The 24565-nt window shown below is 67.7% G+C and carries 19 protein-coding genes; 9 read left to right on the top strand and 10 right to left on the bottom strand.

Annotated elements, in window-relative coordinates; translation table 11 throughout:
* The first annotated feature begins 35 nt into the window (after positions 1–35).
* Genes U5798_RS26055 through U5798_RS26030 form a run of 6 tightly spaced genes read left to right on the top strand, consistent with a single transcriptional unit; the run spans position 36 to position 6036 of the window.
* Entirely contained in the window at positions 36–1052 is a 1017-nt protein-coding gene (locus U5798_RS26055; protein ID WP_322083663.1) for an aldo/keto reductase, read from the top strand.
* A complete protein-coding gene (locus U5798_RS26050; RefSeq protein WP_322083662.1) occupies positions 1049–1924 on the top strand; it encodes an amidohydrolase family protein in 876 nt (291 codons plus the stop codon). The genes U5798_RS26055 and U5798_RS26050 overlap by 4 nt, the downstream gene beginning before the upstream one ends.
* Before the next feature lie 22 nt (positions 1925–1946).
* Positions 1947–2957: a zinc-binding alcohol dehydrogenase family protein gene (locus U5798_RS26045; RefSeq protein WP_322083661.1), complete on the top strand. Its 1011-nt coding sequence runs from the start codon at positions 1947–1949 to the stop codon at positions 2955–2957.
* A gap of 31 nt (positions 2958–2988) precedes the next feature.
* The gene (locus U5798_RS26040) at positions 2989–4167 is read left to right on the top strand and encodes a mannitol dehydrogenase family protein (protein ID WP_322083660.1); all 1179 of its coding nucleotides are present in this window, start codon (positions 2989–2991) and stop codon (positions 4165–4167) included.
* A complete protein-coding gene (locus U5798_RS26035) occupies positions 4164–5687 on the top strand; it encodes an altronate dehydratase family protein (protein ID WP_322083659.1) in 1524 nt (507 codons plus the stop codon). The genes U5798_RS26040 and U5798_RS26035 overlap by 4 nt, the downstream gene beginning before the upstream one ends.
* Before the next feature lie 55 nt (positions 5688–5742).
* Positions 5743–6036, top strand: a complete 294-nt coding sequence (locus U5798_RS26030) for a hypothetical protein (protein WP_124455628.1) — start codon at positions 5743–5745, stop codon at positions 6034–6036.
* Here the strand turns inward: U5798_RS26030 and U5798_RS26025 are convergent.
* From U5798_RS26025 to U5798_RS26015, 3 genes are all read right to left on the bottom strand, one after another.
* Positions 6017–7978, bottom strand: a complete 1962-nt coding sequence (locus U5798_RS26025; RefSeq protein ID WP_322083658.1) for a phosphatase PAP2 family protein — start codon at positions 7976–7978, stop codon at positions 6017–6019. The genes U5798_RS26030 and U5798_RS26025 overlap by 20 nt on opposite strands.
* Before the next feature lie 188 nt (positions 7979–8166).
* On the bottom strand, positions 8167–9753 hold the full coding sequence (locus U5798_RS26020) for a methyl-accepting chemotaxis protein (protein ID WP_322083657.1): 1587 nt from the start codon (positions 9751–9753) through the stop codon (positions 8167–8169).
* Positions 9754–9890: 137 nt separating this feature from the next.
* Positions 9891–11411, bottom strand: coding sequence for a GGDEF domain-containing protein (locus U5798_RS26015; RefSeq protein ID WP_322083656.1), 1521 nt, complete (start codon positions 11409–11411; stop codon positions 9891–9893).
* A gap of 239 nt (positions 11412–11650) precedes the next feature.
* On the opposite strand from U5798_RS26015, the gene U5798_RS26010 reads away from it, so the two are divergent.
* The 3 genes from U5798_RS26010 (at position 11651) to U5798_RS26000 (ending at position 15704) form a co-directional block, all read left to right on the top strand.
* Positions 11651–13189, top strand: a complete 1539-nt coding sequence (locus U5798_RS26010; protein ID WP_322083655.1) for a methyl-accepting chemotaxis protein — start codon at positions 11651–11653, stop codon at positions 13187–13189.
* 381 nt (positions 13190–13570) lie between these two features.
* Positions 13571–14866: an MFS transporter gene (locus U5798_RS26005; RefSeq protein WP_124455623.1), complete on the top strand. Its 1296-nt coding sequence runs from the start codon at positions 13571–13573 to the stop codon at positions 14864–14866.
* A gap of 55 nt (positions 14867–14921) precedes the next feature.
* Positions 14922–15704 carry a substrate-binding domain-containing protein gene (locus U5798_RS26000; RefSeq protein WP_124455622.1) on the top strand — a complete coding sequence of 261 codons (783 nt, stop codon included), beginning with the start codon at positions 14922–14924 and terminating at the stop codon, positions 15702–15704.
* 25 nt (positions 15705–15729) lie between these two features.
* On the opposite strand, the gene dctA is transcribed toward U5798_RS26000, so the two are convergent.
* From dctA to U5798_RS25965, 7 genes are all read right to left on the bottom strand, one after another.
* Positions 15730–17058 carry a C4-dicarboxylate transporter DctA gene (gene dctA / locus U5798_RS25995; RefSeq protein WP_322083654.1) on the bottom strand — a complete coding sequence of 443 codons (1329 nt, stop codon included), beginning with the start codon at positions 17056–17058 and terminating at the stop codon, positions 15730–15732.
* A gap of 34 nt (positions 17059–17092) precedes the next feature.
* A complete protein-coding gene (locus U5798_RS25990; protein ID WP_124455620.1) occupies positions 17093–18004 on the bottom strand; it encodes a LysR family transcriptional regulator in 912 nt (303 codons plus the stop codon).
* A gap of 90 nt (positions 18005–18094) precedes the next feature.
* Positions 18095–19411: an MFS transporter gene (locus U5798_RS25985; protein ID WP_322083653.1), complete on the bottom strand. Its 1317-nt coding sequence runs from the start codon at positions 19409–19411 to the stop codon at positions 18095–18097.
* Between the two features lie 66 nt (positions 19412–19477).
* The gene (tcuB, locus tag U5798_RS25980) at positions 19478–20680 is read right to left on the bottom strand and encodes a tricarballylate utilization 4Fe-4S protein TcuB (RefSeq protein WP_322083652.1); all 1203 of its coding nucleotides are present in this window, start codon (positions 20678–20680) and stop codon (positions 19478–19480) included.
* Positions 20667–22073: an FAD-dependent tricarballylate dehydrogenase TcuA gene (tcuA, locus tag U5798_RS25975; RefSeq protein WP_322083651.1), complete on the bottom strand. Its 1407-nt coding sequence runs from the start codon at positions 22071–22073 to the stop codon at positions 20667–20669. The genes tcuB and tcuA overlap by 14 nt, the downstream gene beginning before the upstream one ends.
* A gap of 74 nt (positions 22074–22147) precedes the next feature.
* Positions 22148–23089, bottom strand: coding sequence for a LysR substrate-binding domain-containing protein (locus U5798_RS25970; protein WP_322083650.1), 942 nt, complete (start codon positions 23087–23089; stop codon positions 22148–22150).
* 284 nt (positions 23090–23373) lie between these two features.
* The gene (locus U5798_RS25965) at positions 23374–24555 is read right to left on the bottom strand and encodes a fumarylacetoacetate hydrolase family protein (protein ID WP_322083649.1); all 1182 of its coding nucleotides are present in this window, start codon (positions 24553–24555) and stop codon (positions 23374–23376) included.
* Between the last annotated feature and the right edge of the window lie 10 nt (positions 24556–24565).

Genomic DNA, 24565 nt, shown 5'->3' with positions numbered 1-24565 from the left:
CGGCCGTGCCTTTTTTCAGCATCCAGCCACGACTCATGAACGCAAACGATACGCGCACATTGCCGCGCAGCGGGCTGACGGTGTCCGCGCTCGGTCTCGGCTGCTCTCAGCTCGGCGGCCTTTATCGCCCGATGGCGGCCGCCGATGCCGCGTCGCTCGTCGACGCCGCGTGGGCCGCCGGCCTGCGCTATTTCGACACCGCGCCCTATTACGGCTACACGTTGTCCGAGCGGCGCGTGGGGGCGGGGCTCGCCTCGCGCGAGCGCCGCGCCTTCACGCTCAGCACGAAGGTCGGGCGGCTGATGCGTGCAGACGCGAGCGTGCGTCCGGGTGACGACGGCTGGGCCGAGCCGCTGCCGTTCCGGCCCGTCTACGACTACAGCTACGACGGCATCATGCGTTCGCACGACGACAGCCGGCAACGGCTCGGGCTCGCGCGGATCGACATGCTGTACGTGCACGACATCGGCGCGATGACGCATGGCGATCGTCACGCCCATTACTGGGAACAGTTGACGCGCGGCGGCGGGTTTCGCGCGCTGGATGCGCTGCGCTCGGGCGGCGAGATCGGCGCGTTCGGTCTCGGTGTGAACGAATGGGAAGTCGCGGCCGATGCGCTGAATGAAGCGGCGCTCGATGCGGTGCTGCTGGCCGGCCGCTATACGCTGCTCGAACAGGCAGCGCTCGAACCGCTGCTCGACGCGTGTACCCGTGAAGGGACGGCTGTCGTGATCGGCGGCGTGTTCAACTCCGGCCTGCTCGCCGGCAACGGCAAGTTCAACTATGCGGACGCAAGCGCCGACGTGATCGACAAGGCGGCACGGCTCGGTGCGCTGTGCAACCGCTTCGACGTGCCGCTGCCGGCCGCTGCGTTGCAGTTCCCGTTCGGCCATCCGGCCGTCGTGTCGTGCGTGATCGGCGCGCGCAGCGTGGCCCAGTTGCAGCAGAACATCGCATGGTTCGAGCGGCCCGCGCCGGCCGGGCTATGGGATGCGCTGCGCGACGAAGGTCTGATCGATGCGCACGCGCCGGTTCCGGGAGCGCGCGCATGACGCCGCGCATCGACGCCCATCAGCACTACTGGCGAATCGCCGCGCGGGCCGGCTGCTGGCCGCCGGCCGAACTCGATGCGATTCACCGGGATTTCGGCCCCGCCGATCTGGCGCCGTTGCTAGACGCCGCGCGCATCGATACCACCGTCATCGTGCAGTCGCTGCCGAGCGAAGCCGACACGCGCTTTCTGCTCGATCTCGCGGCTGAAACGCCGACCGTCGGCGCGGTGGTCGGCTGGGTCGACCTGAAGGCCGACGACGCGCCGGCGCGAATCGCGGCGTTTGCGTCTGCGCCGAAGGCGCGCGGCTTGCGACCGATGCTGCAGGATCTGCCCGACGATGCGTGGATCGACGACGCGCGGCTGGATCGTGCGGTCGCTGCGATGCTCGAGCACGGGCTGCGTTTCGATGCACTGGTGATGCCGCGCCATCTCGATGCGCTGCTTGCATTCGCGCGACGCCATCCGGATCTGCCGATCGTGATCGACCACGGTGCGAAGCCGTTCATCGAGCGCGGCGAATTGCAGCCGTGGCTGTCGTCGATGAGCCGGCTCGCGAGCCTGCCGAACCTTCATTGCAAACTGTCCGGCCTCTGGACGGAGGCCGGGCCGTCGGCGGGCCCGGATGCCGTGCGAGCGCGCACGCGGCCCTATGTCCACGCGCTGGCCGAGCTGTTCGGGCCGGCGCGCCTGATGTGGGGCAGCGACTGGCCGGTGCTGCGTCTGGCGTCGGCATGCGGCGGCTACGGCGAATGGCTGGCCGCGTGCGAGGACGATTGCGCGCAGTTGCTCGGCTCCGCGGCGCTGGCCGACCTTTTCGGCGGCAACGCGCGCCGCTTCTACCGGATCGACACCGCACGCCACGACGAATGAACCAGAACGAAAGGAACCCGACATGCTCAGCGTGATTTGCGAATCCCCCGGCGTGCTGCGCGTGCAGCATCGCGAACTGCCCGTGCGCGGCAGCGGCGAAGTGCTGTTGCGCGTGCAGCGCGTCGGCATCTGCGGCACCGACCTGCACATCTTCACCGGCAACCAGCCGTACCTCGAATATCCGCGCGTGATGGGCCACGAGCTTTCCGCGGTCGTCGTCGAGGCGGAACCCGAGTCGGGGCTCGGCGCCGGCGACGCGGTGTACGTGATGCCGTACCTGTCGTGCGGACACTGTGTCGCATGCCGTCACGGCAACACGAACTGCTGCGTGAACATCAAGGTGCTCGGCGTGCATCGCGACGGCGCGCTGGCCGAATACCTCAGCGTGCCCGCACGGTTCGTGCACAAGGCCGACGGCATTTCGCTCGACCAGGCCGCGATGCTGGAATTTCTCGCGATCGGCGCGCATGCGGTGCGGCGCGCGGACATCCGCGCCGGGCAGCGGGCGCTGGTCGTCGGCGCCGGGCCGATCGGGATGGCCGCGATGATCTTCGCGAAGCTGCGCGGCGCCGACGTTACCTGCCTCGACACGCGCGTGGATCGCCTGGCGTTCTGCCGGCAGCATCTGGCGGTCGATGCGACAGTGGAGGTGGGCGCGGACGACGCGGCGCGTCTCGCGGCGTTGACGAACGGCGAGTACTTCGATGCGGTGTTCGACGCGACGGGCAACCTCGATGCGATGAATCGCGGCTTCGAGTTCGTCGCGCACGGCGGCAAGTACACGTTGATCTCGATCGTGCGCGGGCACGTCGCGTTTTCGGATCCCGAATTCCACAAGCGGGAAACCACGCTGCTCGCGAGCCGCAATGCCACGGCCGAGGATTTCGCGACGGTGCTCGACGCAATGCGCGCGGGGCGCATTCCGGACCGCGCGCTGAATACGCACCGGATGCGGCTCGACGAGGTGCCGGATGCGCTGCCGCGTTTGCTCGATGCGGGGCAGACCGTCGTGAAGGCGCTCGTCGAATGCTGATCGATCGAATCCGGCACGCGGAGCGCACGCGATGACGCCGCCGATCCTGCAGTTCGGCACGAGCCGCTTCCTGCTGGCGCACGTCGACCTGTTCGTTTCCCAGGCACTGGACGAAGGCCACGCGGTCGGCGGTATCGGCATCGTCCAGACGACGGGAAACCCGGCCAGTCGCGCCCGAATCGACGCGCTGCGCGCATCCGGCCGCTATCCGGTCCGGATCCGCGGGCGCGACGGCGGCATCGTCGTCGACGAAGTCATCGAGTGCCGCGCCGTGCATCGCGCGTGGGATGCCGAGCGCGACTGGGCCGAGATCCGCCGTGCCGCGATCGAGACGGCGCGCGTCATCGTGTCCAACACCGGCGACGCAGGCTATCGCGTCGATCCGCACGACACCGCGGGCCTGCCGGATCAGCCGGGGCAGGTACCGCGCGGCTTTCCGGCGAAGCTGCTCGTGCTGCTCCATGCGCGCTGGCAGGCACGGCCCGACGATGGCGTGTCCATCCTGCCGTGCGAACTGGTGACGAACAACGGCGACACGCTGCGCGAGATCGTGCTGGATCTCGCGTGCCGGTGGCGGCTGCCCGACACGTTCGCCGACTATCTGCGCAACCGGTGCGTGTGGGTCAATTCGCTCGTCGACCGCATCGTGTCCGAGCCGCTTCACCCGGTCGGCGCGATCGCGGAGCCCTACGCGCTATGGGCGGTCGAACGGCGTGCCGGCATGACGCTGCCGTGCCGGCACGCGCAGATCGTCGTTACCGACGATTTGCGCAGCCACGAGCGCCTGAAGCTGTTCTTCCTCAACCTCGGGCACAGCTGGCTCGCCGAGCAGTGGCTCGGGGCGGGGCGCGCCGCATCGGAGACGGTGCTGGACGCGATGAACGATGCGCGGCTGCGCGACGGTCTCGAAGCGGTATGGTGCGATGAAGTCGCGCCGGTATTCGTGGCACTGGGCTTGCGCGAGACGGCCGAACGCTACGTCGACAGCGTGCGCGAACGCTTTCTCAATCCGTTTCTAGCGCATCGCATCGCCGATATCGCGGTCAACCATCGCGAGAAGGTCGCGCGGCGGATAGAGCCGTTGCTCGCGCTCGCGGATTCGCTGGCGCTGCCGGCCGAACAACCGCGGTTGCGGCAACTTGTCGCCCGCTATGATCCGGCGGCCGGTGAACCGGCGGTCGTCGCAACGACAGGAAGAGGTGCATCGTGACGCAACCGGCAATCGTGATTCTTCACGGCGACGACAATGTCGCCGTCGCACTCGACGCGCTGGCGCCCGACGTGCCGATGGACGTGCACGGCGCGCCATTGCGGCTGGCGGCCGCGGTGCCGGCAGGCCACAAGATCGCCACGGCGCCGATCGCGCGCGGCGACGCGATCGTCAAATGCGGCCAGCCGATCGGCATCGCGCTGCGCGACATCGCCGCGGGCGAGCACGTTCACGTGCACAACGTCGGGATGCCCGAGCGGCACGCGCACGACGGCGGGCCGGCCGGCGGCGCGAGCGACGAACGCACGGATCGCAGCGATTCCTTCGACGGATTCGTGCGGCCCGACGGCCGCGTGGGGACCCGCAACTACATCGGCGTGATCGCGAGCGTCAACTGTTCGGCGAGCGTCTGTCATGCCATCGCCGATGCATACCGGCACGGCGCGCTCGATGCGTTTGGTTATGTCGACGGCGTCGTCGCGATCACTCATCAGAGCGGCTGCGGCATGTCGACGACCGGCGACGCGATCGAACTGCTGCGGCGCACGCTCGTCGGCTATGCACGCAACCCGAATTTCGCCGGCGTGCTGCTCGTCGGCCTCGGTTGCGAGGTCAACCAGGTCGGCACGCTCGCGCAACGGCTCGACGCGGCAGCGCCCGGCACCGTGCGCACGCTGGTGATCCAGGACGAGGGCGGCGTGCGCGACACCGTGGCCAAGGGAGTATCGATCGTGCGCGAGTTGCTGGAGATGGCCGACGGCGCGCGGCGCAGTGCCGTGCCGGCATCGCGGCTGACGGTCGGCCTGCAATGCGGCGGGTCCGACGGCTACTCGGGCATCACCGCGAATCCGGCGCTCGGTGCGGCCGTCGACCTGCTGGTCCGCAACGGCGGCACGGCGATTCTGTCGGAGACCCCGGAGATCTACGGCGCCGAACATCTGCTGATCGCGCGGGCGGCCTCGCGCGACGTGGCCGAGCGCCTGCTCGGCAGGTTGAGGTGGTGGGAGCGCTACGTCGCCGACAACGGCGGCGAAATGAACAACAACCCGTCTCCGGGCAATATCGCCGGCGGCATCACCACGATTCTGGAGAAGTCGCTCGGCGCGGTATCGAAGGGCGGCCGCTCGACGCTGCGCGCGGTCTACGACTATGCGGAGCCGGTGGGGCAGCCGGGGCTCGTGTTCATGGATACGCCCGGGTACGACCCGGTGTCGGCGACCGGGCAGATCGCCGGCGGCGCGAATCTCGTGTGCTTCACGACGGGCCGCGGCTCGGTGTTCGGCTCGAAGCCGGTGCCGACGATCAAGATCGCGACGACGAGCGGCCTGTTCGAGCGGATGCAATCGGACATGGATTTCGACAGCGGCGGGATCGTCGCCGGTTCGCTCACGGTCGATGAAGCGGGCGCGCGGTTGTTCCGGCTGATGCTCGACGTCGCATCCGGACGAAAATCCCGAAGCGAGGACAACGGCATCGGCGAACGCGAATTCGTGCCGTGGCAGCGCGGCGCGATCATGTGACGCGCAAGGCGGCGTGCGGCCGCGCGCGCAATCGGACAGCGAAGGAGAACCCGCGATGAAAACCCGCATGAGCGAGCCGGCGATCGGCGAAACCGGCCACGACGGCCCGCTGTCGGAACTGGAGAAGGGGTTGCTGGGCGAGGCGCTGAGGCTGCTCGCCGAGACGCGCGCGCGGGCGCTGGAACTCTGCGTCGAGGTCAGCCGGCGGCAGGGCGCCGCCGCGCCGGACGTCCACGACTTCAACCTGCCCACGATCATCGAGCTGCAACGGCGCTTCGGTACGCGGTCTCGCCCGTGGGCGCCGTTGCAGGATCGATCTTCGGTGCCGGTTACGCTGCCGACAGCGTGATCGACACGCCCGTCGCGGTATAGACGGGCGTGGCCTTGAACCCGTCGACCGTCACCGTCGAGAACTTGGCCGATGCTGCCGCGCCGTCGATCAGCGCGATCGTGTCGCCGGCTTTCGGCGTGTAGCCGTTCACGAACTTCACGTGCAGCGTGCCGCCCGCAACGGTGAGCGGGCCGCCCACGCGCAGGCGTCCGCCGCCGTTGCCGTCGATGTCGAGTTCGAGCGTCGTGTTGTCGAGCTGCGTGTAGCGGGCCGCGATCGTCACGGGCGCGCCGGCCGCGATCCGCATGCTGCCGCCCGAGCCGATGTACACGTCGCCTGTACCGAACGCCGTCGTCGATGCCGCCGCCAGCGTGCCGCCGCTCACCTGCGTGCCGCCCGTGTAGGTGTTGTTGCCTGCCAGCGTCAGCGTGCCGGTGCCCTGCAGCGTCAGCTTGCCGGCGCCCGCGACATCGTTGCGCCACAGGTCGGCCGCATTCAGGCCGCCCTGCGATGCATCCATCGACACGATCACGTTGCCGTTGAATGCGCCGTAGCCGTCGGCCGCCGCGAACAGGTTCAGGCGCCCCCAGCCTTCGGCGTCGTCCATGACCGGATAGCCGGACGGCAGTTCGGTCGTCTTCAGCACGACGCGCCGCTGGTCGGCGCTCAGGTACGGGAAGCGCGTCTGCAGCAGGATTTCCGCGCCCTTCGGCACGACCGGCGGCGCGTTGGTCGATTCGATCGCGCCGAAGCCGAACGTCATGCGGCGCAGGAACGCCGCCTTGTTCGTCGCATAGTCGGCGAACCGGTCGGTGGCCGTCGTGCCGGTGTGCGCGAACGCGGCGAACGTCGTGGCGCTCGTGCCCGTCAGTTGCTGCAGCGCCTGATGGGCCTGGGCGTAGGCGGCCTGCGCGTCGCCGGCGTAGGCGGTCAGGTTCGCCGCGCTGACGGCCAGCGCGAGCATGCGGCCGCCGATCACGTCGAGCGGCGAGTGCATGCCGGCGAGGATCCGGTTCTCGCCGAGCTCGAGGCCGCGGCTGACCATTTCCTGGAAGCGTTCCGGCACGAGCCACGCCATCGTCGTCGCATCGCGCACCGCTTCGGCCGTGTGGCCGCTGATGAACCCGCCGTCGGTCGCTGGCGTCGTGCTTTCGGCCGGCACGAGCGTCGGCGCGACGACCACGCTCGTGCTCCAGCGGTACGGGCGCGCGTATTTGTAGAAGCGCTTGGTCGGCTCGGTCGACGCGTTGTTGCCCATTTCGTTGAGCAGGTCGACGACTTTCCCGAAGCTGGCGTTGCCGCTGCTGCTGCCGACGCCGACGTTGTTGCCGGCGTCGTTGTACAGCACGGTCGTGGCGTCGGCGGGCACGCTGGTGATGCTGGTCGTCTGCTGGGCCGCGGTGCGCCAGGCGGCGGTGAGCGGGCCCATGCCGTCGGTCACGCTGTATCCCTTGCCGCGCCGGTCGTCGTAGTACGCGGCATCGGCCTGCTGCGGCGTACGGGCGGTCGTCGCGTTGACCACGTACTGCACGTTGGCCGACAGCACCGCGTCGTTCACGATCGTGCCGCACGAAACGCCGCTGTTCGGCAGTCCGGAGCAGGGCGATGGCGAGACGGCCGGGAACGCGCCGTTGGCCGACGCAGTCACGCCCGCGTCGACGAGCATCGTCGCCGGCTGCCAGAGATCGAGGAAGCGGCTCGTCACGCGCACCGCGGCATTGGTCGACAGCGTCGCATAGCGCGCGTCGCCGCGCTGGTTGGTTGCGACGTTGTCGACGAACGCGGGCGCGCTCGGGATCGGCGCGCTGTCGACGAAGCCGGGGTCGGCGGGCGGCGCCGGAACGGCCGCGGCGATCGTGCCGGTCGACGCGACGTCGTCGCCGCCGCCGCAGGCAGCCAGTACGATCGCACTCGTCAATGCCGCGACGTGCAGCGGGAAACGGCTTCGTGACGCAAACATGCAAGACTCCATCCTGAGGGTTGAAGATGGAGGATTGTGGTGAACGATCGTTACGCGGCCGTTACGGAATTGTTTCGCGTCATCGTTGGCGCGCGAAAATTCCCACTATCTGGTTAATTTCCGATACTGAACATGACGGGCGCCGGTTCGATGCGCCCGTCGCGCAACCCTGGCCGCGAGTCGAATCGCTACGCGCCGGCCGGGCGCGCGTCGAGCCGGAACAGCGAGACGGCCTCGGCAAGCCGGCTTCCCTGTTCTTCGAGCGATTTCGATGCGGCGGCGGCCTGTTCGACGAGCGCCGCGTTCTGCTGGGTGACTTCATCCATTTGCGTGATGGCCAGGTTGACCTGCTCGATGCCGCGGCTCTGCTCGTTCGACGCGGCGGCGATCTCGCCCATGATGTCGGTCACGCGGGAGATCGCGTGCGTGACCTGGCTCATCGTATCGCCTGCGTTGTTCGCGATATGCGAGCCGTCCTGGATTTTCCGGACCGATTGCGAGATTAGTTCGCGAATTTCCTTCGCGGCGTTCGACGAACGCTGCGCGAGACTTCTGACTTCGCTGGCCACCACCGCGAAGCCACGGCCTTGCTCGCCGGCACGGGCGGCCTCCACGGCGGCGTTGAGTGCGAGGATGTTGGTCTGGAATGCGATGCCTTCGATGATCGCGGTGATCTCGCCGATCTTGGTGGAGTTGGTGCTGATGTCCGTCATCGTGTCGACCATCAGCCCGACCGCCGCGCTGCCGCGCTGGGCGACCTCCGATGCGTTGTCGGCCAGCCCGCTCGCCTGCTGCGCATTGTCGGCGTTCAGGCGCACGGTGGATGTCAATTGCTCCATGCTCGACGCCGTTTCCTGCAGCGACGCGGCCTGCTGCTCCGTGCGGGACGACAGATCCTGGTTGCCGGACGCGATCTCGGCGGCCCCCGTCGCGACGTTGCCCGATGCCGTACGCATTTCCGAGATCAGGCGGACCAGGTTGGCCTGCATTTCCCGCATGGAAGCCAGGACGCTGCCGACCGGCGCGGCGCCGGCCGTGGATTCGGTGCCGAGATCGCCGGCGGCGATACGACGCGCGATGTCGCTGAGCGCGGCAGGCTCCGTGCCCAGCGCGCGCAGCAGGTCGCGGGTGATGAACAGACCCGAGATCGCGGCCGCTGCGGCGGCGGCGATGCAGATGGCGATCAGCATCAGTCGTCGCGAGGTATAACGGTCGTCCGATTCCTTCACCAACTGGTCGGCCATCGTGCGCGAGTACTTTGCATACGCGTCGGTGGCCGCGACAAGCTGCGCCAGCAGCGGCCGGCACTGTTCGTTGATCATCGTGACTGCCTGATCGCGCCGGTTGTTCGCCGCCGCATCGACGATGGCGCGCGCCACGGGGCCGTACTGCGCCTCGACTGCCCCGATTTGCCGAACCAGCTCGCGAGACTTGTCGGACGCACCGCTTCCCTCTCGGACCGCATTCGTCAGTTCGCCGAGCAGCGCGCCGACTTCGCGGTCGGCCTGCAGTGCCGCTTCCTTCTCGATGTCCGCATCGCGTGAACCGGTCGCCAGGACCTGGTTGCGGGCGGCGATCGCGCGCCGGTCGACCGCGACGCGAACGCGGTCCACCAGGGTCGCGCGGGCGTTGGTGCCGTTGACATAATTCTCGAATGCCGCGTTCGCATTGCCGAGCGACACGATGCCGAGGAGGGAGACGAGCACGACCATGCACGTAAGAAGTCCGAAAGCCATGATCAGCTTCGTGCGAACCGTTAACCGTCGATCATTCATGGGGATATTCCGTTCGTTGGTATCAAATAGTTTTCCTTATTATCGGAACGGTGAATGAACAATTTAGGGCAGCGGCCAGGGGCAATCGTTTGCGTGCAACCTGCCGGCAAAAATAATCTGGCTGCGATCCGCGTGCGTCATGCCGAGCGGGCGAGCGGCTCCGGTTCCGAGCAGCACACCCGGTTTCTGCCTTCGCGCTTCGCCCGATAAAGCGCCATGTCCGCCTGATGCGACAGCGCGTGCACGGATGCGGGGCGTGCACGATGGCCGGTCGTGCAGCCGATGCTGACGGTGAAGGGCGGCACGGTTTCCGCAAACCCGTCGAGCCGGTTGCGCTCGACTTCGCGGCGGATCGCCTCGGCAACCCGCGCGGCACCGGCTTCGTCCGTATCGGGCAACACTGCGACGAACTCCTCGCCGCCGTAGCGCGCGGCGAGGTCGCCGCGCCGCCGCGTGTGCGCGCGGATGCATTCGGCGAGAAAGCGCAGCGCCGTGTCGCCCTTGGCGTGGCCGTGCAGGTCGTTGTACTGCTTGAAGTGGTCGGCATCGATGAACAGGATCGACAGGCTGCCGTGGCTGCCCCGTTGCAGCCGTTCCCATTCGTCGGCCAGCGCGATATCGAGCGCGCGGCGGTTGCGCAGGCCCGTCAGCGGATCGGTCCGCGTGAGGTCCATCAGCAGCGTCTGCTTGCGCTGGTTGTCCCGCAGCGCAAACGCAAGCAGCCAGACCACCGCGCAGAACAGCGTGCTGATCACGGTAGCCGATACGCCGACCGTCCACGACAGGCGTGTAATGCCCGCCAGCACGTCGTGCTCGGCCGGCGCGACGACGGCGATCAGCGGCGTGCCCGGGATCCGCTGGTAGGTATACAGCCGCAGGATCCCGTCGATGCTCGAGCGCGCGGGATAGAAGCCCGATTCGCTGTTCACCATCCTTTCGAAGGATTTCGAGCGCCGCAGGTGGTTCATCTGGCCGTCGTTCAACGACGGGTTTCTCGCGAGGATCGTGCCGTCCGCGCGCACAATCGCGCTGACGCCGTTCGGGCCGACATCGAGGCGGGACAGGAGGTGCTCGAAATAGGCGAGATCGATGGCGACGACCGCGATCCCGTTGAACGTATGATCCGGCCGCTCGATGCGGCGCGACAGCGCGATGGATTCCTTGCCGCCGCGCGAACGTGCGCGATACGCCCCGGACACGTAGAGGCCGACGTTGTCCGCGTCGCGATGGACCTTGAAGTAGTCGCGATCGCTGAAGTCCCAGCGATGGGTCGTGCCGCAGCATCCGTCGATCAACTGGCCGCGCTCGTCGGTCACGCCCATGCCGGTGAGATACTGGGCCGCGGTGCGCTCGAACAGCAGGTCGTGCCGCAACCCGGCGTCCATGCGCTGCACGGCGGGCTTGCCGAGGTCGGCAGCCAGCGCCACCAGCGCGTTGTTCGACGTTTCGACCGTCTTCCCGATCTGGCTCGCGAGCACGGCCGCGACGTTGCGCGACGTCTCATGCGCATGCTCGACGACTTCGCTCCGGGCGGCCCACAGTGTCGCCGCACTGATCGCGAGCGCGGCGAGCGACATCAGTGTGCCCAACGCGCCGACGGCAAGATGGTTGCGTCCGGCCCAGTCGGCAATTTTCTCGATCGAAGTGAATGCGGCCATGCTCGCGCTCGTGTGGGAAGCCGGCAGACATTGCTCCGGCGCGGGTCAAATCCGAGTTAACGGCATGGTTAACCAAAAATCGAGGCCGGCGCGGCAACCGGCTGGCGCATGCGACGGCGCCCGCAGGGGCGCAAACGTGTGCGCCCGCATCGAGGGTAATTACCAACGGGATGCCATTCAAGATGAGGCCGCCTCGGCCGATATCTGTACCAAATGGTTAACGTCGCGAGTCCCCCTGCATGAAATTGTCCACGAAACTGATGATGCTCGTCGCCGCCGCGCTGACCGGCATCGTGTTGCTTGCCGCGCTGTCGCTGCATACGTTGCGCGATGCGCTGATCGACAGCCGTCGCGAAGAGATCGTCATCCTGCTGACGAAAGCCGAACATCTGGTCAATTCCTACCGCGCATTGCAGGCGAGCGGCGCGCTGACCCGGGAGCAGGCCCAGCAGCAGGCGAAAGCCGCGTTGTCGGCGCTCAACGCGGATACGCGCAGCTACTACTGGGTCACGACATCCGATGGCGTCAATCTGGTGCATCCGAACGCGAAGTTCATCGGCACGCGGGCCAAGGGAAACCGCACGACCCTCGGCATGACCGATAGCGAGGCATACCGCGCGGGGATGGCACAGGCCCATTTCGCGCTCGTCGACGTACTGATCAAGCGCAGTCCCGAAGCGGACCTGGAGCCGAAACTCCAGGGGGTGGTCGCCATTCCCGACTGGGACTGGTGGATCGGCACGGGCTTTTTCTACGACGACATCAATGCGGCTTTCACGCGGCTCGCGTTGATACTGGGTGCCATTGCGCTTGCCATCTCCGCGGTGCTGGGGGCGATCGCGTGGGGTGTGCTGCGCAGCGTCATGCGCACGCTGGGCGGCGAGCCTGCCCATGCGACGGGCATTGCGGCCCGCATCTCGGCCGGCGAGCTGGACGTCGAGTTCGATGCGGCGAAGGCCGCGCCGGGAAGCTTGCTCGTGGCGCTGCGCGACATGAAGGCGCGGCTGACCGACACGATCGCCGAGATCCAGGCCGCGAGCCATTCGATCGCGGTCGGCACCGGGGAGATCGCGCAAGGCAACCTGGACCTGTCGCAGCGCACGGAGGAGCAGGCGGCGTCGCTGCAGGAAACGGCCGCCAGCATGGAACAGATCACTTCGACGGTCAAACAGAATGCCGAGCATGCGCATCATGCGAATGCGCTCGTGACCCGTGCCAAGGCGGCGACCGAGCTCGGCGGCGGCGCCGTGCAGGAGGTCGTGGAAACGATGCGGCAGATTTCGGACGAGTCGACGCGCATCGCCGACATCACCGTCGTGATCGAAAGCATCGCGTTCCAGACGAACATCCTTGCGCTCAATGCGGCCGTCGAAGCGGCGCGAGCCGGCGAGCAAGGGCGCGGGTTCGCGGTCGTGGCCTCGGAAGTGCGCTCGCTTGCCCAGCGCAGCGCCGCGGCGGCAAAGGATATCAAGGGACTGATCGAGGCGTCGGTCGAGCGGGTGGGCAGCGGCAGTCGGCTCGTCGCGGCTGCGGGGACGCGCATGACGGAGATCGTCCGGTCGATCGACCAGGTTGCCGGGATCATGGGCGAGATCTCGGCGGCCTCCGCCGAGCAAAGCACCGGTATCGAGCAGGTCAGCAAGGCCGTGTCGCAAATGGACGAGGTCGTCCAGCAGAATGCCGCGCTCGTCGAGCAGGCTGCCGCGGCCGCTTCGTCGCTGGATGAACAGGCGGCGCGGCTGAGGGCCGCGGTGTCGGTTTTCCGGCTGGGCACCTGATCCGCGGATTTCGACGAAAGAATCGGGGCGTGCGCGGGCGATGAGCCGCGCAGGCCCGGACCGTTCTCGAGCGGTCGATCGGGCACGTCGAAAACGCAGGCGTGCCGGGGCGACCCGGCGCGCCACAAACGGGGCGCATCCCCGACTACGGCACAGCGCGCAGGCGGCCACGCCCTGCACGGAGGGTGCTCTGCCGCCAGGAGCCAGGAGCCAGGACCGGAAACCGGCACCGCGCGCCTCCGGCGCGCCGATTGATAACGAATAAACATCAATTCTTCCAAAAATTGCACTTATCGTTTGGCCGGCATCGAGGGAACATGCCGGAAAACGACAATCGACCAGCCCCACCCGCGTATTCCAGGATTTTCAGGAGACACCCAGATGCACCCCTCGTCCAGCCTTCCGGCCGAACGCTCGAAGGCCGCCGCGATCTTTCGCGTCACGGCCGGCAATTTTCTCGAGCAGTTCGACTTCTTTCTGTTCGGCTTCTACGCCACGCAGATCGCCAACGTCTTCTTCCCCGCGCAAAGCGAGTTCGCATCGTTGATGATGACGTTCGCCGTGTTCGGCGCCGGCTTCCTGATGCGGCCGCTCGGCGCGATCGTGCTGGGCGCGTACATCGACGAGGTCGGCCGCCGCAAGGGCCTGATCGTCACGCTGTCGATCATGGCGAGCGGCACCATCCTGATCGCGTTCGTGCCGGGCTACGCGACGATCGGGCTGCTCGCACCCGTGCTCGTGCTGATCGGCCGGCTGCTGCAGGGCTTCTCCGCGGGCGCGGAACTGGGCGGCGTGTCGGTCTATCTGGCCGAGCTGGCGACGCCCGGCCGCAAGGGCTTCTTCACGAGCTGGCAGTCGGCCAGCCAGCAGGTGGCGATCGTCATCGCGGCGGCCCTCGGCTTCGCGCTCAATCAGTGGCTGAGCGCCTCGCAGATCGCCGCCTGGGGATGGCGCGTGCCGTTCTTCGTCGGCTGCATGATCGTGCCGTTCATTTTCATGCTGCGCCGCAACCTCGAGGAAACCCAGGAGTTCAAGGCGCGCAAGCATCGTCCGGGCATGAAGGAAGTGTTCGGTACGCTGGTCCAGAACTGGGGCGTCGTGATCGCGGGCATGATGCTGGTCGCGATGACCACCACGAGCTTTTACCTGATCACGGTCTACGCGCCGACCTTCGGCAAGTCGGTGCTGCATCTGAGCACCGCCGACAGCCTGCTCGTGACGCTCTGCGTCGGCGTGTCGAACTTCGTGTGGCTGCCGATCGGCGGCGCATTGTCCGACCGGATCGGCCGCCGGCCGCTGCTGGTCGGCATGACGGTGCTCACCGTCCTGACCGCCTACCCGGCGCTCTCGTTCCTCGCTCACGCGCCGTCGTTCGCGAACATGCTGATCGTCCTCCTGTGGCTCTCGTTCATGTACGGGATCTACAACGGTGCGATGGTCGTCGCGCTGACGGAAGTGATGCCGGTACAGGTGCGTGTCGCGGGCTTCTCGCTCGCCTACAGCCTCGCGACGGCCGTGTTCGGCGGCTTCACGCCGGCCATCTCGACCGGGCTCATCCACATGACGGGCGACAAGGCCGCACCGGGCTACTGGATGAGTTTCGCCGCGGTGTGCGCGCTGCTCGCGACGTTTGCCCTCTATCGTCGCCACGCAACGACGCTGACGCCGGCGCATTGATGCCAGGCCCATCCGGAACGTTCACTCCCACCCACGCATCCGCATGACCACGACCATGAGAAATCTGCTCCTGAAATGCTGCGCGACCGCGCTCGTCGCCACTGCGGCGGTGGCGGCCAACGTACAGGCCGCCGAACTGCACGTGATGAGCTCGGGCGGTTTCACCGCCGCCTACAAGGTGCTCGGCCCCCGGTTCACGTCGACGACGGGCAATTCGCTCGCGACCGCGCTCGGCCCTTCGATGGGCAAGTCGCCCGAGGCGATTCCGAACCGCCTCGCGCGCGGCGAGCCCGCCGACGCCGTCATCATGGTCGGCTACGCGCTGGACGACCTGATCAAGCAAGGCAAGGTCATCCCCGGCTCGCGCGTCGAGCTGGCCGATTCGCGCATCGGCATGGTCGTGCGCGACGGCGCGGCCAAGCCCGACATCAGCACCGCCGAAGGCCTCAAGCAGGTGCTGCTGCACGCGAAGTCGATCGCCTACTCGGATAGCGCGAGCGGTGTCTATATCGAGCGCGAGCTGTTCAAGAAGCTCGGCATCGAGGATCAGGTGAAGTCGAAGGCGAAGATGATTCCGCGGATTCCGGTGGCGTCGGTCGTCGCGAACGGCGACTACGAAATCGGCTTCCAGCAGGTCAGCGAGCTGCTGCCCGTCAAGGGGGCGACCTTCGTCGGCAAGATTCCCGAACCGCTGCAGTCGGTCACGCGCTTCGCCGCCGGCATCCCCGTCGGCGCGCAGCATCCGCAGGAAGCGAAGGCGCTGCTCGACTATCTCGCGTCGCCCGACGTGCAGGCCGACGTGAAATCGACCGGACTGGATTCCGTTTCCGCTCATTGAGCGTCGATCGGCGGGAAGGCTTGCGTCAGACAGCCTTCCCGTCACCGTCGGCATCGCCGGCGGAACCGTCTGCATCGGCCCCGTCCCGCGATACCGGCCCGGCTGCGGCGAGCTTCTGCGCAAGACGCGCACGATCGCACGCACCTTCCCACAACGAAACGAAGATCACCGCGCAGGCATTGCTGATCACGCTCGTCAGCGCGCGTGCCTCGGACAGGAAGCGGTCGATGCCGACCAGCAGCGCCACGCCGGCGACGGGCAGGTCGGGCATGACGACGAGCGTGGCGACCAGCGCAACCAGTCCGCTGCCGGACACGCCGGCCGCGCCCTTCGACGTGAGCAGCATGATCGCGAGCATCACCGCGATCTGCGACGCGGAGAGCGGCACGTCGCACGCCTGCGCGATGAACAGCGCCGCGAGCGTCAGGTAGATCGCCGTACCGTCCAGATTGAAGGAGTAGCCTGCCGGCAGCACGAGCCCCACGACGCCCTTGTCGCAACCGAGCGCCTCCAGCTTGACGATCAGGCGCGGCAGAACGGGCTCCGTGGAGGACGTCGCCAGGACGATCAGCAACTCCTCGCGCATGTAGCGCAAGAGCCGCCACAGCGCGAAGCCGTGCAGCCGCGCGAGCGGTGCGAGCACCAGCGCGACGAACAGCGCGCATGCCACGTAGAAGGACAACATCAGCTTCGCAAGCGAGCCGACCGAGCCGATCCCGAAGCGGCCCACCGTGAAAGCCATCGCGCCGAATGCGCCGAGCGGCGCGAGCCGCATGATCATCGCGAGCACGCGAAAGACGACCTGGCCGATACCGTCGATCAGCGCAAGAACGGGCCGGCCGGCTCGCGGATGTGCGTTCAGCGAGAAGCCGAACAGCAGCGACAGCAGCAGCACCGGCAGCACCTCGCCTTTCTCGAACGCGCCGAGCATCGTATCGGGGATCACGCTCAGCGCGAAGGTCACGAGCCCGGGCGGCTGCGCATGCTTCACATACCGGGCGATGATGCTCGAATCGAGATGGTGCACGTCGATGTGCATGCCGGCGCCGGGTTGCAGCACGAACGCAGTGACGAGTCCGATCGCGAGCGCGACGGCGGTCAGCAGGTAGAAGAGTGCCAGCGCCCGGACGATCGTCCGGCCGATTGCCTGCCCGCTCGCCAGCGACGTGATGCCCGATACGATCGTGCAAAAGACGATGGGCGCGATGGTCATCCGCACGAGCCCGACGAACGCATCGCTCAGGGGCTTGAGCATGGCGCCTGCCGCCGGCCACGCGTGACCGACGGTCACGCCGAGCATCATCGCGAGCAGGACCTGCACGTAAAGCGATCTAAGCAGCCTGGCCAACCTCACTGTCCCGTCTTCCTTCGCGTCTTCTTTGTCGTTGTCATACCGGTGCGCTACCGCCGCGCTTCGCGTCGATGACCATCCGGTGAAAGGCTTCGGCCGCCGGCGTGAGCGGCCGTCCGCGTCGTTTCACGATCCCCACGCGTCGTTTGACGACCGGTTCGACGAGCGGCACGCTCGTGAGAATCGGATGGTCGTGCCCGGGCATCGCCATCGAGGGCACGGCGGCGACGCCGAGCCCCGCCTCGATCAATCCGAGCAGCGTCGTGACGTGGCGCGCCTCGCAGACGCTCGGCCCGCGCGGCGCCACGGCGGCCAGCGCCTGGTCGAGCAACAGACGGTTACCGGACGTCTTGTCCACCGACACGTAGTCGTGCTCGTAAAGTTCGCTCCAGGTCACGCGCTTCTTGCGCGCGAGCGGGTGGTCGCGGCGGCAGGCGGCAACGAACCGCTCCTGCAGCAACACCTTGAACTCGATCTCGGCTTCCTGGCTGCCCATGAAGCTCACGCCGAAATCGGCCTCGCCGCTGATCACGGCGCCCAGCACCTCGTTCGCGCTCGCGTCCAGCAGTTTGACCCGGATGCGGGGAAAGCGCTGATGATAGCTCGCGATGACGGTGGGCAGAAAGTAGTAGGCCACCGACGGAACGCACGCGATGGTCACATGGCCCAGTCGGCTCGACGAAACGTCGCGAATGCCGAGCAGGGCTGCGTCGAGATCGTCGAGCAACTGCTCGGCACTCTGCGCGAACACGCGGCCGACGGTGGTGAGCGTGACGCTGCGTGTGGTGCGCTCGAAGAGGCGCACGCCGAGCGCGTCCTCGAGCTTGTCGATCCGGCGACTCAAGGCAGGCTGGGAGAGGCTGACCGCCTCCGCGGCCTTGCGGAAACTCCCCATTTCCACTACCGCGCGAAACGCCTGCAAGTCGGTTAAATCGAAGTTGATTGCCACGGGCCGGTCTCCGCCTGTCAGATGCGGCGTATTGTGCATGATTCTGCCGGCGTTACCGTGCTGCGATGAAGCTGGGCCGTGCCGTGCCGCTCAAGCAGGTGAAGCCGAACGCTGTGCCGCGCCGCCCTTGCGATACAGCGACAGCGTTGCAAGCAGCCCGCAGCATGCGGCGAAGCTGAGCCAGTAGCCGGGCGCGGCCTTGTCGCCCGTCACCTCGATCAGGTAGGTCGACACCGCGGGCGTGAAGCCGCCAAAGACCGCGGTCGCGAGGCTGAATGCAAGCGAGAAACCGGCCACGCGGACACTGGCGGGCATGATTTCGGTCAGCGCCGCGACCATGGCGCCGTTGTACATGCCGAAGAAGAAGGAGAGCCACAGCAGCACGGCCAGCATGCGGCCGAAGCTGGGCGCGGATGAAAGCCACGCGAGCGCGGGATACGACGTCACGATGGCCGCGACGGCGATGGCGACGAGAATCGGCTTGCGGCCGATGCGGTCCGACAGCGCACCGCCGACCGGCAGCCAGAAGAAATTCGATACGCCCACGCACAGCGTGACGATCAGGCTGTCCGCCGTGGACAGTTTCAGGACGGCCCTGCCGAACGTCGGCGTGTAGACCGTGATGAGGTAGAACGTCGTCGTGGTCATCGCGACGAGCAGCATGCCGGCCAACACCGTGCGCCAGTTCCGCAGCATCGTCGCGAATACCTCGCGTGCACGCGGATGATGGGTGCGCGCCTTGAATTCGGCCGTTTCCTGCAGCGTCCGGCGAAGCAGGAAAATGACCGGAACGATCGCGCAGCCGATGAAGAACGGGATGCGCCAGCCCCATGCACCGATTTCCTGGCTCGTCAGCAGATGATTCAGCAGATAGCCCAGGGCCGCCGCGATGACGATCGCGACCTGCTGGCTTGCCGACTGCCAGCTCGTATAGAAGCCCCGGTGCCCGGGCGCCGCCATTTCCGCGAGATAGACCGACACGCCGCCCAGCTCGGCACCCGCGGAGAAGCCCTGCAGCAGGCGTCCCAGCAGCACCAGCGCCGGGGCGGCAAGCCCGATCGTCGCGTACCCCGGCACGCACGCGATCAGGATCGTGCCGCTCGCCATGATCGAGAGCGTCACGATCAGGCCTTTGCGTCTTCCCACTTCGTCGATGTACGCGCCGAGCACGATCGCGCCGAGCGGGCGCATCAGGAAACCGGCGCCGAAGACGGCAAACGTCAGCAACAGCGACGCGAACTCGCTCGCCGCCGGAAAGAAGACCCGGGAGATGCTGGTCGCATAGAAGCCGAACAGGAAGAAATCGAACTGCTCGAGAAAATTGCCGCTGGTCACGCGCAGGACCGCGCCGAGCTTCGACGTGCCTGCGGCCGTGCCGTCCGGCGCGGTTGAGGGTGAGGGATGCATGGGGTGTCTCCGTTGGATGTATTGTGCGAAGCGGCCCGGAAACCGGACTGCTTCGTGTGGCCCGATTCAGTCCGAGCCGAGTTGCAGGCGGTTGGCCTGGCGCTTTTCGATCGACGACTTGAGCAGTGCCGCGCAGCGAAAGATGCCGTGCGCGAATTTTCCGTACGGCAACGTCGCGAAGAGGGCCATCACGATGCCGAGATGAACGGCGAGCAGTATCGCCATCGCGCTGCTGTCGCGCCACGCGAGCAGTGCCAGCCCCGACGCGCTCACGAGCATCAGCAGCGCAATGAAGCCGCGGTCCATCGGGCGTTGCGCCGGATCGGTCCGCGCGGGGTCGCGCCGCAGGTTGAGCCACAGGAGGCCGGCAGGCCCGATCAGCAGGCCGATTCCGCCGGCGGTGCCGAGCAGCACGGGCAGGCTCAGGAACGCGTACGGCGCGTGCAGGTCCAGCGCATAGTGATAGAAGGTCGCCACGAGCGTGGCGGCAAAGCACAGCATGAAGCCGTAGAACGTGAAGTGGTGAAACCGGCGCCGCGCGAGCGTGAACGCATCGTCCGCCTCGTTGCAGCCGTCGCCGTGGCCGCCGTCGAGATAGGTCAGCGCGAGCGCGTGCTTTGCCGCTTCGGCAACCGCCGGCATGCTTGCCGTGCCCGACGACACGTCGCGCCAGAAGCGCGTCACGCCGACACCGAGCGCCAGACCGGCGAGGCCGAACACCGCGCCGAACATCGCGGCGAGCAGGTTGTGCGGAAAGACCGCATAGAAACGGCCGCCCGACGGGCCGTTCAGCAGCGAGCCGTGCATCGCGACGCGGAGCATCAGGAACAGCGCCAGGCCGATCGCCAGCGCGAGGGCGACGGTCAGGCCGTTGCGCCTGTAGAGCTTGCCCAGCGCGGCGGGCCACGCATATTCGACATACGTATCGAGCCGGACCTGCGCCATCGCCTTCGGCACGTTCACCGCGAATTCGTGCGGGGGCGCATATTGGCATGCGTGATAGCACGCGCCGCAGTTGTGGCACAGGTTGGCCAGATAGTTGACGTCCGCCTTCGCGAACTCGAGCCGGCGCGTCATCGCAGGAAAGACCGCGCAAAATCCTTCGCAGTAGCGGCATGCATTGCAGATCTGCATCTGGCGCGCGACTTCCGCTTCGTTGTCGGTGACGGGCACGATGCGAATCACGTCGGCACCGCTCGCGCGTTTCGACGGCCGGCCGACGGGCGCGAGCGCCTGGGCGTCGCGAAGGTTTTCTTCAATATTGTGCACGTTGAACTCCGGTCGTTTGCGCGGCCTTCGCCGCCTCGGTGCCCGCGATACGTCCGAACGCGGTGCCGATCGACATTCCGACGCCCGCCGTGTAACCCTTGCCGAGCACGTTGCCGGCCATCATCTCGCCGGCAACGAACAGGTTGCCGCTCGGCCGTCCGCCGAAATGGACCTGCGCGCGTTCGTTGACCTTCAGCCCGAGATACGTAAACGTGATGCCGGGACGCAGCGCGTAGCCGAAGAAGGGCGGCGTATCGATCGGGCGTGCCCAGTGGGTTTTCGCGGGACGGATGCCTTCGGTGCGGCAGTCGTCGAGTGTCGTGTGATCGAACGTGCCTGCCCGACATGCGGCGTTGTACGCGCGCAGCGTGTCGACGAACGCACGTTCGGGCAGGTCCAGCCGGCGCGCGAGTTCCGGCAGCGAATCGGCGCGGGTGCCCGGAAATACCGGCGGCATGAAGCGTCCGACGGCCTTGGCATCGATGATCGAGTAGGCGGTCTGCGCCGGCTGCTGCGCGACGAGGCGGCCCCAGATCGCATAACGCTTCGGCCAGAAGTCTTCGCCCTCGTCGTAGAAGCGCTGAGCATCGCGGTTGACGACGATACCGAGCGATACGCAATCGATCCGCGTGCAGATGCCGCCGTCGTAGAGCGGCGCGCGTGCGTCGATCGCGACGCAATGCGACTGCGACGGATCGCCGATCGCATCCGCGCCGGCGTCGAGCATCGCCTTGAGCAGGACGCCCTGGTTGAACCGCGTGCCGCGGATGAGGAAATTGTCGGCGGGCCACTCGCCACGCTCGTTTTGTCCCCACGCCTCACGCAGCCATTCGCGGTTGGATTCGAAGCCGCCCGCCGCGAGCACGCAGCTGCGCGCCTCGAAGCGCCGGCTCCCGCTACGCGCGGCGACGAAACGTTCGCCGTCGAGCTCGATTGCGTCGACGGGCGTGTCGTAGCGAATCTGCACGCCGAGCGCTTCGGCGCTGCGGTAATACGCGTTCACGAGCGCTTTGCCGCCGCCCATGAAGAATGCGTTGGTTCGCGCCACGTGCAGTGCGCCGGACAACGGCGGCTGAAACCGCACGCCATGTGCGCGCATCCACGGGCGGCAGGTCGCCGACGCGCGGATCGCGAGCCGGGCCAGCGCCTCGTTGGTAATGCCGCCGGTGACCTTCAGCAGGTCCTGCCAGTACTCTTCTTCCGGATAGGCGCCGACCAGCACGTCCTGCGGGCCGTCGTGCATGCAGCGCAGGTTGCGGGTGTGCTGGGAGTTTCCGCCGCGCCATTCGCGCGGCGCCGCTTCGAGCAGCAGCACCGAGGCGCCGGCTTCGCGCGCCATCAATGCGGCGCACAGCGCCGCGTTGCCGCCGCCGATTACGAGAACATCGACCATCTGAGTTGTCTCCTTTGAGACGCACTCTACGGATCGGCTTCGCATGCCGCCATCAGCGGAGCGGCAACACGTCTTCAGTTTTTGTGAAGAGGCGGCTCGCGCAGCGTGGCGCCGGGCCACCCGCCGGCCGCGACGATCTCGCGCGCCACGTCGGCGAGGACGACCCGCGCGGCGAGCCCGGCGGGCGACAACTCGTCGTCGGAGACGCTCGCGATCAGGTTCGGCCTCGTCGCCTGGGCGTCCGCGACCGGGACGCTCGCGAGCGCGGCGTTTTCCAGCCGCGCGAGCGCCGCGCCCGGTTGAATGGTCGCACCGAGGCCGCCGCGCACCGCATCCATCAACATCGCGAGGCCGTCGACTTCGGCGGCAATGTGCGGGGTGAAGCCGGTGCGGGCGAATGCGACATCCAGCAATGCGCGCAAGCCATGCGGGCCGCTCGGCAGGATCAGCGGCACGGCGCCGAGGTTCGCCAGATGGACCTGCGGGCCGGCGGGCATGCCCGGCAGGCCGGGGGCGCCGATCACGAACAGATGCTCGTCGAGCAACGGCATCACGCTCCAGCGTTGCGCGGGTTCTTCACGAAACAGGATCGCGAGGTCGATTTGCCGCGCACTCAGCATCGCGCCGAGATAGCCCGACAGGCTCTCGACCATGCGCAACCGGACATCCGGATAGCGCTGTCGCATCGCCTGCATGAACGCGAGACCGAGTACGCCGGTCGTACTGGGCGCCAGCCCGACGCTGACGTGCCCCGACAGGCGCGCCTGACGCGCGGCAAGCGCCGCATCGTCGACGTGGCGCAACGCGAGTTGCGCCTGTCTCCAGAATGCAAGGCCGGCGTCCGTCGGCACGACGCCCGTGGAGGTACGCTGCAGCAGGCGCGTGGACAACTCGCTCTCGAGCCGGCTGATCTGCTGGCTCAGTGCGGACGTCACCACGCCCAGTTCCAGCGCGGCCTTGCCCATGCTGCCGTGTTCCACGACGCTGACGAAATAGCGCAGTTGCCTCAGTTCCATCGACACCTCGAATTGACTCAGCCGCCGTATTGTCGCAGCCGACGAGGCGCCGGTGGGGCGAATCGCGTCCGTCGAACACGTGGAGCGTCGCCGGAACGACCTTCGGGCCCGAGGGAGCAACCGGCGGCGCCGCTCGACGCGGCCGTGCCGGCTCGGCGATCGTGCGGGGCGGGAGGTGGCGGCCGGCTACGTGCGTGCCGGCGCGAACGCCCGTTTCATACCGCTCCGCCTACGCTTGGTCGATGTCGTTCGCGAAGGGCTGCATGGCGTCGCGTCTCCCGTTTTCATTCGGCAAGCAGCCCGCGCGCGGCCAGGTTCGCATACAGCGCGCGCACGCCGAAGGTCCACGGCGCGATCTCCGTGCACAGCCGCACGGTGTTGACGAGTGCGCCGAGCGCGGGCGTGGAGATCGTGACGCGGTCGCCCAGGTGATGCGTGAATCCGCCGCCGGGCGCGTCGCGATCCTGGATCGGCGAGAACATCGTGCCGAGGAACAGCATGAAGCCGTCCGGATACTGGTGATGCGCGCCGCAGGTCTGCGCGACGAGGTCGGCCGGGTCGCGGCTGATCTCGCGCATGTGGCTGATGCCGTCGAGGACGAAGCCGTCGTCCGCGCCTTCGACGCGCAGCGACACGCTGGCCTGCCGTACGCTGTCCAGCGTGAAGCCGTCGTCGAACAGCCGCACGAACGGGCCGATCGCGCAGGAGCCGTTGTTGTCCTTGCATTTGCCGAGCAGCAGCGCCGAGCGGCCTTCGATGTCGCGCAGGTTCACGTCGTTGCCGAGCGTCGCGCCCACCGGCCTGCCGTCGCTGGCGACCGCGAGCACGATCTCCGGTTCCGGGTTGTTCCACACCGACACGGGCAGCAGGCCGACGTCCGCGCCGAAGCCGACCGCGGACATCGGCTGCGCCTTGGAGAACACCTCGGCATCCGGGCCGATGCCGACTTCCATGTACTGAGACCACGCGCCGCGGCGCTCGAGTTCCGCCTTCAGGCGCATCGCGGCTTCCGAGCCCGGCACGATCTTCGACAGATCGGTGCCGATGGTCGCGGCGATGGTGTCGCGTACCTCCATCGCCCTGGCCGGATCGCCGCCGGCCTGTTCCTCGATCACGCGCTCGATGAGGCTGACCGCAAACGTGACGCCGCACGCCTTGATTGCCTGCACGTCGCACGGCGCGAGCAGGCGCGTGGCGCCGGGCGTGCCGTCCAGCGTCGCCTGCAACAACGGCTCGATGCGGCCGAGCGATTCGCCGGACGCGGTGCGCGCGAGCGCGACTGCATCGGGGCGGTCGAACAGGTCGGCGGTGGTCGGCACGGTGCGCGTGATGTCGAACACTTCGCCGCCGCGCACGGCGACGACGCTCGGGCCCGCGTGGGCACCGTCATGCCGCCAGACGCGGCCGATCAGCAGTGCGTGTGCGAGGTCGTGCGGCAGGCAATCGGAAACGGAAGGAGTACGCATGGTCAGCTCG

The sequence above is a fragment of the Burkholderia sp. BCC1972 genome (assembly GCF_905339605.1).
Taxonomy (GTDB): domain Bacteria; phylum Pseudomonadota; class Gammaproteobacteria; order Burkholderiales; family Burkholderiaceae; genus Burkholderia.
Note: the sequence above shows the minus strand (reverse complement) of the source record. Positions and strands in the feature narration are given on the sequence as shown.